Here is a 10775-nt window from a genome sequence, read left to right as displayed (position 1 = left end):
CCTTGGCGATCGACACCTTCGTCATGCGCATGGCGAAGAACCTAGCCTTCTTCGCCTCTCGTGCTGCTCGACCCACTGACATCTCCCCTGGTCAGGGAGCGTGTCGCATGGACCACCTGAGTCAGCCCCGATCGACGTGATGTGACATTCGGCCACAGAGGCGAAGGGAACTACGGCGCGGTGATCGCGTTCGCCATGACGCGGATTGCGCTGACGATGCCGTCGATCAGGTCGCCCTGCCCGAACGACGAGATCGCGGCGGTCACGCCGAGCTGCGTGACCCGGTTGTCGACGCGGTCCGCGACGCCGCGGCCGCTGCGGATCTCGATGGAGCGCTGGTTCGGGTACACGGCGATGAGCACCGAGTTCGGCGCCTCCGGCGTGGTCGGGAACACCGCGTCGGTGGTTGCCGCCGGGTCGGTGGCGTCCGCGACGTAGACGTTGAAGCGCACCTTCGTCGCCCGGGTGGCCTCGGTGAGCGCATCGTCGAGAGCGATCATGTCGCGGTCGCGGAACGGCGGGCCCTCGAACAGGCCGTCGAGGGGGCGGGTCCGGGAGATCCGGCCACTCGCCGTCAGCGCCGCACCGTACGGCAGTTCCGCGGGAGCCACAGCCGTCCGGCTGTGCATCACGTCACCACTTGCCACTTGCCCTACCTCCGATCGGGTCGACCGGCGCGCCGGCGACGAGTTCATGATGCCCACCGTGGTGGCCGTGCGTGGTGACCTCGTCGACCGCGCTCCACAGCATCGGATCGTGGTCCCACTTGTCCCCGAGCTTGTACTCGGCGGGCCGCGTGCCCGGAACCGGCTTCGTGAAGACGGAGAAGACCCCGAGTATCACGATGATCGCCACCGGGATGGCAACGAATATGAGGGTTGTCTCGAGAATGCTCACATCGCAAACGGTAGCCCAGCATGTGCGATCCCGGCGCGCTTGCCCCGACTTGCGGCGACGGGGATCAGGCCGCGCCCTCGCCCAGGTACGGCAACCAGGTCGGATGCAGCTCCGGCAGCGTCGCCAGCAGCCGCCAGTGCCGGCCCTTCGGGGGCACGAGCGCGGCGCGCAGCGTCCAGCCGAGTTCGCTGAGCAACTTGTCGGCCTTGCGGTGATTGCACGACGCGCAGCACGCCACGCAGTTCTCCCACGAGTGTTCACCGCCGCGGCTGCGCGGGACCACGTGGTCGATGGTCTCGGCCTTGGCGCCACAGTAGGCGCACCGGTTCCGGTCGCGGTGCATGAGCGCGGCGCGGGTCATCGGCACCCGCGCGTGGTACGGCACGTGCACGAAGCTCCGGAGCCGGATCACCCACGGAATCTGCACCGCCCATTCCGCGGATCGCACCAGCGGGCCGAGCGGATCCTCGTGCACGGTGTCGGCCTTGCCGCCGGCCATGAGCACGACCGCGCGACGGGCGGGCAGCGCGGTGAGCGGTTCGTAGGTGGCGTTGAGCAGAAGTACGCGGCGTTTGACCCAGTCCGGGACAGCGTCGTCGCGTACGACACACAGGGAGTTGGCCCCCGGCGCCCCGTTGTGGGCGTCGGCGGGCGGGAGTTGTCGATGTGCGATGCGTCGGTGCTTCATACGACCTCCGGAAGACTGCTCACAAGTGGACCACGGATCTACGCACGTCGCACGCCGATTCTGACGACTTTCCGGGTCCCGGAGGTGAACATCCCGTGCCGGAGACGTCCGATTGGGGCGCGCACTCCCGGAACCGGCACAATGGACGAGCGAGAGGGACGGTGAGCAGAACTGATGAGTGACGAGCAGACCTTCTACGACGCGGTCGGCGGCGCCGAGACATTCCGCAAGCTCACGGCGCGCTTCTACGAGGAAGTGGCCGAGGACGAGATCGTCCGCCCGCTGTACCCGGAGGAGGACCTCGGCCCGGCGGAACGGCGCATGCGGATGTTCCTCGAGCAGTACTGGGGCGGACCGCGCACCTACTCGGACGAGCGCGGGCACCCGCGGCTGCGGATGCGTCACCACCCGTTCCGGATCGGCCCGCTCGAACGCGACGCCTGGCTGCGCTGCATGCACACGGCGATCGCGTCGATCGACTCGCAGACGCTCGACGACGAGCACCGCAGCCAGCTGATCGCGTACATGGAGATGGCGGCGGACTCGATGATGAACTCGCCGATCTGAGGGCCGGCCACGTTCGAGTCGTGGCCCACCTGTCGGTTTGGCACTATGGGTGGCTGTGAGCACTCCCCCCGGCACCCCTGCACAACGCTGGTGGGCGGACGCCGTCTTCTACCAGGTGTACCCCCGCTCGTTCGCCGACTCGAACGCAGACGGCGTCGGCGACCTCGACGGGATCCGCGACAAGCTCGGATACCTGGAGCTGCTGGGGGTCGACGCGATCTGGCTGAACCCGGTGATGCGCTCACCGATGGCCGACCACGGCTACGACGTGTCCGACCCCCGCGACGTCGATCCCCTGTTCGGCGACCTCGCCGCTCTGGACGCCCTCGTCGAGGCCGCCCACGCCCGCCGGATCCGCGTCATGATGGACCTGGTCCCCAACCACACGAGTTCCGAACATCCCTGGTTCCGGGAGGCGCTGGTCGCCGCACCCGACAGCCCCGAGCGGGCCCGGTACCACTTCCGCGACGGCCGCGGGCCGAACGGCGACCTGCCGCCCAACAACTGGCCGAGCGTGTTCGGCGGCCCCGCGTGGACCCGCGTGACCGAACCCGACGGCACCCCCGGACAGTGGTACCTGCACCTGTTCGCACCGGAGCAGCCGGACCTGAACTGGCGCAACGACGAGGTGTTCGAGGACCTGGAGAAGACCCTGCGGTTCTGGCTGGACCGCGGCATCGACGGCTTCCGCATCGACGTCGCCCACGGCATGGCCAAGCCCGGCGGGCTACCCGACTTCGACCACTGGGAGCAGAACCGGCTGCTGCGGCACTTCGACGACGACCCGCGGTTCAACAACGCCGAGGTCCACGACATCCACCGCCGGATCCGCTCGGTGCTCGACGAGTATCCGGACACGGTGGCCGTCGGTGAGATCTGGGTGCACGACCACGTGCTGTTCTCGGAGTACCTGCGCCCCGACGAACTGCACCTGGCGTTCAACTTCCATCTTGCGCTCGCGCGGTGGGATGCCGCCGAGATCCGGGAGGCGATCGACGTGTCGCTCGCCGCGGTCGCGCCGAGCGGCGGGGTCGCGACGTGGACGCTGTCCAATCACGACATCGAGCGTGAGGTGACGCGCTACGGCGGCGGTCCGCTCGGGCGCGACCGCGCGCGGGCGATGATCCTCGTCGAGCTGGCGCTGCCCGGTGCGGCCTTCCTCTACAACGGTGCCGAACTCGGCCTGCCCAACGTCGACGACCTGCCCGAGGACGCGCTGCAGGATCCGGTGTGGGAGCGGTCCGGGCACACCGACCGCGGCCGGGACGGGTGCCGGGTCCCGATGCCGTGGGAGGGCACGCAGCCGCCGTTCGGCTTCACCAGCGCATCGCAGACGTGGCTGCCGCAGCCGGACACGTGGGCCGGGCTGACCGTCGAGGCGCAGCTCGAGGACGTCTCGTCCACCCTGTCGTTGTACCGGGCGGCGCTCGAGGCGCGACGTCGGCGGCCGGAGTTCGACGGCGCCGACGTGGACTGGTACGGCAGTCCGCCCGGGTGCCTGGCGTTCCGCCGCTCCGGTGGGCTGATCTGCGCCCTCAACACCACCGAGCACCCGGTGGAGATGCCGCCGGGCACGGTGATCCTGTCCAGCGCGCCGCTGGTGGACGGGCAGCTGCCCGGCAACGGCGCGGCGTGGCTGATCTGACCGCACACCGCTCGCCGGCGAGCGCGGTCGCCCTGGTGCTGGCGGCGTCCGCCCTGTTCGGGACGACGGGCACCGCGCAGGCCCTCGGTTCGCGTGCGCTCGGTGTCCCGTTGGACGCCGTCGCGGTCGGGGCGGGCCGCATCGTGCTGGCCGGGACGGTGCTCGCGCTGTTCGCGCGGGCCCGTGGCCCGCTGTTCCCGGCGGGCCGCCGGCTGCCGACGCTGCTCGGCGCCGGCGGCGTGGTGATGTATCAACTGGGGTTCTTCACCGCGGTGCAGACCGCGGGCGTCGCGGCGGGCACGATGATCGCGCTCGGGTCCGGACCGGCGTTCACCGGGCTGCTGCAGTGGCTGGTGTCCCGGCGCCGCCCCGGCCGCGTGTGGGCGGTGTCGACGGCGATCGCGGTCGTCGGGCTCGTCCTCATCGTCGCCGGATCGGGCGGCGGCACCTCCGCGGGCGCCGGTTCCGTCGCGGCCGGGGCCCTGCCCGCGCTTGCGGCCGGCCTGGGCTACGCGACGTACACCGTCGCGGGTGCCGCGCTGCTCGGCCGCGGCGCCACCCCGGCCGCGTCGATGGGCGCGATGTTCGGGCTGGCGGCGGTGCCCATGGCGGCGATCCTGCTGGCACAGTGGCCGGGCGGTCTCGACAGCGCGGCCGGCGCGACGACCGTCGTCTATCTCGCCCTCGTCCCCACGGTGCTCGCCTACCTGCTGTTCGCGCTCGGCCTGCGCACGCTGTCGCCCGCGGCGGTGACCACCCTCACGCTCGCGGAACCGGTGGTGGCGGCCGTGCTCGGTGTGCTGGTGCTCGGCGAGCGGCTCGGCCCGGTGGCCCTCGCGGGGACGGTGGTCGTGGTCGCGGCGCTGACGCTGCTGGGCCGGAATCTCGGCGGCGGTGTCAGCGCACGCTGAGGCCGAGACCTCCGCCGCGGCGGAGGTACACGGATCCGTAGCGGGCGTCGAGCCGCAGCCATGTCGCCGACGCCCGCACGCGCACCACTTCGGCCGGGTCGATCCGGTCGAGGTCGATCTCCGCTGTCGCGGGGGCACCGCCCGTGGGCACGAAGCCCATGGCGTTGAGTGCGAACACCAGCCGCATCGGCACCCCGGCCCGCTCTCCCCCACCGGCGACCTCGAGCACCTCCTGCGCCAGCAGCGACGACGGCGGTCCCTGCCCCTGCTCGCGACTGAGCGTGACGCCGCGCTGCGCGAGGTCCACGAGGACGCGGGCGGGGACGTCGTCGAGGTGGACGTACCCGGCATCCGGAGGCAGGGCCCCGCGCCACGCCGAGTCCATCGCCCACCCCGGGTCCATCCCGTCGCCGCCGGCGGCGACGAGGGCCGCGCGCAGCCCGTCCGCGGCGACGGTCGTGTCCGCCGGGGCGATCGTGCCGCGCAGCACCCGGGCGGCGAGGGCGTCGAACCCGGTGTTCACCCACGCCGAGAGCAGCCCGTCGGGGCGTTGCCGCAGCCGCACGACAGCGGCCTCGTCGAGCCGGACCGCGCGGGTCAGGAACGCGACGAGGTCGGAGCGGTCGGCGGGGTCCGGGACCTGCAGCCACCGTTCGGGTGACGTCCCGGCCGCACTGAGGGAATCAGCCACGACGCCACCGCTGCAGGTACTCGCGTTCGGGGCCGGTGAGCCGGCGCAGCCGCTGGGTGCCGATGTCGAACGCCGCGATCTGGGTGGAGGCGACCACCGAGGGCGTGGCGTCGGCGGGCGCGCCGCCGGGCCGGACCTCGTAGCCGATGGTGAAGTCGACCGCCCGCACCTGCTCGACCCACATCAGCACGTCCAGCGGGCTGTCCTCGTGCCGCAACTGGCCGCGGTACCGCACGTGCAGGTCTGCGATGACGGCACCCTCCCGCAGGTTCACGGTGGGCCGGCCGTCGGCGAACAGCCACGGGATGCGGGCCTCCTCGAGGAGGGTGACCATGCGCGCGTGGTTGATGTGCTGGAACGCGTCCATGTCGGACCAGCGCACCTCCACCGCGGTGTGGAAGCCGAACTGCTCGGTCGCGTCCCTCACTGCGCGGGCCCCGCGGCTCCACGGTGCTCCACCCCGGCGTGCTTCAACTGCCTACCTCCTGTCGGGTGCGCCGGCGCGCACCATGCTCCTGACCTGACGCGCCGCCACGGACAGCGTCGCGAGGTCCAGATTTCCAGACAGGAAGATCTCCTCGAGCGCCGACCTCGCCCGCCCGAGCCGCGAGCCGTTGGTCAGCTCCCAGTCCTCGATCATCTCGCGGGTGCTCTCGCCGGGTTCGGCGGTGCCGAGCACGTCGAGGGTGAGCGTGCGCAGCGAACCGTACAGTTCGTCGCGCAGGGCGAGCCGGGCCAGCGAGTGCCACCGGTCGCCGCGCTCGAGGGCCGTGACCGCGGACAGCAGCCAGTCGATCCCCATGTGCGCGTCCATCGCGTAGTACAGCTCGGCGACCTCGGCCTCGTCGCGTTCGGCGATGTCGGCGATGTCGATGACGTCCAGCAGCGGGAACTGGTCGAGGAGGCGGAACACGTCCCACGTCAGCTCCTCCGGGGCGCCACGCGCGAGCAGCGGCTCGGCGCGTTCCTTCAGGTCCTGTACGTGGTGGCCCTGCATCCACTCCTCCACGCGCGGCGCGAGCCGCGCGAACATCGCGCGGTACCGGCTGATCTCGGCACCGACGGCCAGGGGTTGCGGCCGGTTCGACAGCAGCCACCGCGACGCCCGGTCGAGGACGCGGTGCGATTCGAGCAGCAGGTCGTCGGCGACGGCCGCGGTCGTGTCGGCCGCGCGGATGCGCGCCCACAGGCCGGGCAGGCCGAAGATCTCGGTGACGGCAGCGTAGGCGCGGATGGCGTCGGTGCTCGACGCGCCGGCCTCCTCCGAGAGCCGGTAGACGTAGGTGATCCCGCCGTTGTCGACGGTCTCGTTGGCGAGGATCGTCGCGACGATCTGCCGGCGCAGCGGGTGGGACTTGATGCCGGTGCGGAAGGGTTCGCGCAGTTGCCGCGGGAAGTACCCGGGCAGCCGGCCGGCGAAGGTGTCGCTGTCGGGCAGGTCGGTGTCGAGCAGGTCGTCGGCGAGTGCGAGCTTGACGTGGGCGAGCAGGGTGGACAGCTCCGGGGAGGTGAGTCCCTCCCCTTCGAGGCGGCGCCGCTCGATCTCGGCGTCGCCGGGCAGTGCCTCGAGGGAACGGTCGAGACCGCGTTCGGCGACGAGGTCGGCGATCAGCCGCTGGTGCACCCCGAGCATCGTGGGCGCGCCGGTGCGGGAGTAGCCGAGCAGATTGTTCTGGGACATGTTGTCCTTCAGAACGATTCGCCCGACCTCCTCGGTCATGGATTCGAGCAGCGGGTTGCGGTCGGTGGACGTGAGGGCGCCGGCGGTGACCATCGAGTCGAGCAGGATCTTGATGTTGACCTCGTGGTCGGAACAGTCGACACCGGCGGAGTTGTCGATCGCGTCGGTGTTGATCTTGCCGCCGGCCCGGGCGTACTCGATGCGGCCGCGCTGGGTGACGCCGAGGTTGCCGCCCTCCCCGACCACCCGGGCGCGGACGGTGGCGCCGTCGACGCGGACCGCGTCGTTGCCCTTGTCGCCGACGTCTGCGTCGGTTTCGGTGGCGGCCTTGATGTAGGTGCCGATCCCCCCGTTCCACAGCAGGTCCACCGGCGCCCGGAGGATGGCGCGGATCAGTTCGGGGGGCGAGAGCTCGGTGACGTCGTCGTCGAGTCCGAGCACGCTACGGGCCTGGGGGCTGAGCGGGACGGACTTGAGCGAGCGCTCCCACACCCCGCCGCCGGTGCTGATCAGGTCCGCGTCGTAGTCGGCCCACGACGAGCGGGGCAGGTCGTACAGGCGGCGCCGCTCGGCGTACGAGGCGGCGGGCTCCGGGTGGGGGTCGAGGAAGATGTGCCGGTGGTCGAACGCGGCCACCAACCGGATGTGGGTGCTCAGCAGCATGCCGTTGCCGAACACGTCGCCGCTCATGTCGCCGACGCCGGCGACCGTGAAGTCCTCGCTCTGCGTGTCGACGCCCAGTTCGCGGAAGTGTCGCTTGACGCTCTCCCACGCGCCGCGCGCGGTGATGCCCATCGCCTTGTGGTCGTAGCCGGCCGATCCGCCGGAGGCGAAGGCGTCGCCGAGCCAGAACCCGTACTCGCGGGCGACCTCGTTGGCGAGGTCGGAGAAGGTGGCGGTGCCCTTGTCCGCGGCGACCACGAGGTACGTGTCGTCCCCGTCGCGGCGGACCACCCGCGGTGGCGGCACGGCCACGCCGCGGGCGCGGTCGAGGTTGTCGGTGACGTCGAGCAGGCCCGCGATGAACCGCCGGTAGCAGGCCTCCCCCTGCGCGCGCACCGCCTGCCGGTCGGCGGCCGCGTCCCCGGTCGGCGCGACGGGGCGCTTGACCACGAAGCCCCCCTTGGCACCGACGGGGACGATGACGGCGTTCTTCACGGCCTGGGCCTTGGCGAGCCCGAGGATCTCGGTGCGGAAGTCCTCGCGCCGGTCCGACCAGCGCAGGCCGCCGCGGGCAACGGAGCCGAAGCGCATGTGCACACCCTCGACGTCGGGTGCGTAGACGAACACCTCGAACTTCGGTCGCGGCTGGGGCAGTTCGTTGATGCGGGTCGGGTCGAGCTTGAACGACAGGACCCGGGCGGGCGCGGCGTCGGCGCGCGAGAGCGCGACGGCCCCGTCGTCGCCGGACACGAAGTAGTTGGTGCGCAACGTCGCCCGGATGAGGCCGAAGAGACCGCGCAGGATCCGGTCGGCGTCGAGGCTGACGACGGCGTCGATCCGGCCGACCAGTTCGGCGGCGGCGTCCTGCTCGCGGTCGGCGGACGCCTCGTCGGGGTCGAACATCGCCTCGAACAGTTCGGCGAGCAGCGCGGTGGTGTCCGGGTCGGCGAGCAGCACACCTTCGATGTGGTACTGACTGTAGGGGAAGCCGGCCTGCCGCAGGTACTTCGCGTAGGCGCGCAGCATCATGGCCTGCCGCCAGCCCAGCCCGGCCCGCAGGACCAGTTCGTTGAATCGGTCCGGCTCCGAGAGCCCGTGCCACACGGCGGCGAACGCCGCGGTGACACGGGTGGTCACCCTCGGGTCGGGTTCGAGGTCGACGGGCAGGACCAGGCCGAAATCGTAGATCCAGCAGCTCATCCGGTCGGCGCGGATGATCTGGTACGGGCGCTCGTCGAGCACCTCGACGCCGAGGCTCTGCAGCACCGGCAGCACCTGGCTGAGGGTGATGCCCTCGCTGCCGATGTAGAGCGTGAAGCGCCACCGGCGCGGGTCGGCGCCGGGGGGCCGGTACAGCAGCAGGTCGATGCTGCCGTCGCGCAGTGCCTCGAGGCGGGCGATGTCGGCCAGCGCCCGGACGGCGTCGAAGTCCTCCTTGTAACCGTCGGGGAGCGCCTCCGCGTAGCGCTGCACCAGCACGGGATCGACGGTGTGGTCGGTGGCGGCCAGGTCGGCGAGGTGGTCGTCCCAGCTGCGGCTGGCCTCGGTGAGCAGGGCCTGGATGCGCAGGCGATTCTCCTCGGAGGTGTCGATCCGCGGCAGGGCCTGTCCCGGCGGGGTCCGGATGGTCACGTGCAGCAGCGCCAGGTCGCCCTCCGTGACCCGGGCGGTGTAGTGGATGGAACCCCCGCCGTACTCGCGCATCAGGATCTGCTGCATCGCGACCCGGACCCGTGTGTTGTAGCGGTCGCGGGGCAGGTAGATCAGGCACGAGACGAAGCGGCCGTAGGGGTCGACCCGCAGGAACAACCGCAGTTGCCGGCGCATCGCGACCACCGCGGTGACGGTCTCGTAGAGGGTGTCGGTGTCGGCGGAGAACAGTTCCACCCGGGGCAGCGCCTGCAGCACCTCGAGCATCGCCTGTCCGGTGAAGGACGACAGTTCCACGCCGGCGCGGGCCACCACCTCCCGGACCCGGCGCGCCAGCACGGGAATGTCGAGCACGTTCTCGTGCAGCGCGGTCACGGCCAGCACACCGAGGAACCGGTGCTCGCCGACGACGCGACCGTCCGGGCCGAGGACGGCAACGCCCACGAAGTACGGGTACACCGAGCGGTGCACCGTGGCAGGCAGGGACGCCTGGGTGAGCACCAGCAGCGGCCGGTCGGTGGCCTCGACGGTCGCCGACATGTCGATCACGTCGTCGGCGGCGAGGTCGGAACGCAGCACCCCGAGACCACTGCCGGGCACGGCGCGGGCGTGCCGCGTCCCGGAGGCGTCGGCGACGATGTCGTAGCGCCGGTAACCGAGGACGGTGTAGTTGCCACGCGCGAGCCAGCGCAGCAGCGCCGCCGTCTCCCGCAACTCCTCCGCGGCGTGCCGCGGCGGCGGGTTCTCGGCGAGCGCGTCGAGTTCGACGGCGAGATCGCGTTCGCGGGCGAGCATCGCGGCGGTGTCGGCCCCGACCTGCCGCACGTCGGCGAGCACACCGCCGATCTCGGTGCCGACGGTGTCGAGGGTGGCCTCGGAGGTGGCCGGGTGCAGCTGGACGTGAATCCACGACTCCGCGACGAAGCCGTGCGGGGGCGTGGTGTCGGCCACCATCTCGAGCAGGCGTCCGTCCTCGTCGCGCCGGACGGACACGACGGGATGGACGAGTTCGCGGATGGCGACGCCGAGCCGGGTCAGCAGCGCGATGACGGATTCGACGAGCAGCGGCATGTCGTCGGTGACGATCTGCAGGGCGGCGCCGACGCCCCACCGATCGCCGGGCCGGTAGACGCGGGTCAGGACGGCGTCGGCACTCCGCTCGCGGCCGAGGTCCAGGTGGGCGGACAGGGCCGGATCGGGGGCGTCGAGGGTGTCCGCGTAGCGGCGGTAGACGTCCTCGAGCGCGGCCGCCGAGAGCTCACCGCGCCGGTTCGACGAAACCCCCTGGGGTGTGGCGGACTCGGCCATGGTGCTCACTCCCTCATTCGCCACCGCAAACCGGCAGCGCCGCGGACAGGCTCTGGTTCGAGCCTATCCGCGGC

9 protein-coding genes are annotated in these 10775 nt (G+C 71.6%); 3 read left to right on the top strand and 6 right to left on the bottom strand.

The features are described 5' to 3' along the window. Window positions 1-170 precede the first annotated feature (170 nt). The 3 genes from G6039_RS08345 to G6039_RS08335 all read right to left on the bottom strand — a co-directional run bounded on the left by G6039_RS08345 (window position 171) and on the right by G6039_RS08335 (window position 1585). Window positions 171-647, bottom strand: coding sequence for a DUF5130 family protein (locus G6039_RS08345; protein ID WP_006930552.1), 477 nt, complete (start codon window positions 645-647; stop codon window positions 171-173). After that, window positions 634-897 carry an aa3-type cytochrome oxidase subunit CtaJ gene (ctaJ, locus tag G6039_RS08340; protein ID WP_006930550.1) on the bottom strand — a complete coding sequence of 88 codons (264 nt, stop codon included), beginning with the start codon at window positions 895-897 and terminating at the stop codon, window positions 634-636. Before ctaJ ends, G6039_RS08345 begins: the two co-directional genes overlap by 14 nt. A 64-nt stretch (window positions 898-961) precedes the next feature. Beyond that, entirely contained in the window at window positions 962-1585 is a 624-nt protein-coding gene (locus G6039_RS08335) for an HNH endonuclease (protein WP_006930548.1), read from the bottom strand. Window positions 1586-1759: 174 nt separating this feature from the next. On the opposite strand from G6039_RS08335, the gene G6039_RS08330 reads away from it, so the two are divergent. Genes G6039_RS08330 through G6039_RS08320 form a run of 3 tightly spaced genes read left to right on the top strand, consistent with a single transcriptional unit; the run spans window position 1760 to window position 4708 of the window. Further along, complete coding sequence (locus G6039_RS08330; protein WP_006930544.1) at window positions 1760-2152, top strand: globin; 393 nt, start codon at window positions 1760-1762, stop codon at window positions 2150-2152. A gap of 55 nt (window positions 2153-2207) precedes the next feature. Next, a complete protein-coding gene (locus G6039_RS08325; RefSeq protein WP_043798962.1) occupies window positions 2208-3797 on the top strand; it encodes a glycoside hydrolase family 13 protein in 1590 nt (529 codons plus the stop codon). Beyond that, window positions 3785-4708 (top strand): DMT family transporter, encoded by a 924-nt coding sequence (locus tag G6039_RS08320; protein WP_006930541.1) that lies wholly within the window; start codon window positions 3785-3787, stop codon window positions 4706-4708. Before G6039_RS08325 ends, G6039_RS08320 begins: the two co-directional genes overlap by 13 nt. Here the strand turns inward: G6039_RS08320 and G6039_RS08315 are convergent. Genes G6039_RS08315 through G6039_RS08305 form a run of 3 tightly spaced genes read right to left on the bottom strand, consistent with a single transcriptional unit; the run spans window position 4695 to window position 10701 of the window. Further along, the gene (locus tag G6039_RS08315) at window positions 4695-5399 is read right to left on the bottom strand and encodes a DUF8010 domain-containing protein (RefSeq protein WP_006930539.1); all 705 of its coding nucleotides are present in this window, start codon (window positions 5397-5399) and stop codon (window positions 4695-4697) included. The two genes, G6039_RS08320 and G6039_RS08315, sit on opposite strands and share 14 nt — an antisense overlap. After that, window positions 5392-5826, bottom strand: a complete 435-nt coding sequence (locus G6039_RS08310; RefSeq protein ID WP_006930531.1) for an acyl-CoA thioesterase — start codon at window positions 5824-5826, stop codon at window positions 5392-5394. The genes G6039_RS08315 and G6039_RS08310 overlap by 8 nt, the downstream gene beginning before the upstream one ends. 51 nt (window positions 5827-5877) lie before the next feature. After that, entirely contained in the window at window positions 5878-10701 is a 4824-nt protein-coding gene (locus G6039_RS08305; protein ID WP_006930528.1) for an NAD-glutamate dehydrogenase, read from the bottom strand. Window positions 10702-10775: the final 74 nt, after the last annotated feature.

Origin of the sequence: Rhodococcus aetherivorans, from assembly GCF_011058165.1 — a bacterium.
GTDB classification, from domain to species: domain Bacteria; phylum Actinomycetota; class Actinomycetes; order Mycobacteriales; family Mycobacteriaceae; genus Rhodococcus; species Rhodococcus aetherivorans.
The sequence above is the reverse complement of the archived record's forward strand: the minus strand, read 5'-3'. Positions and strand labels throughout refer to the sequence as shown.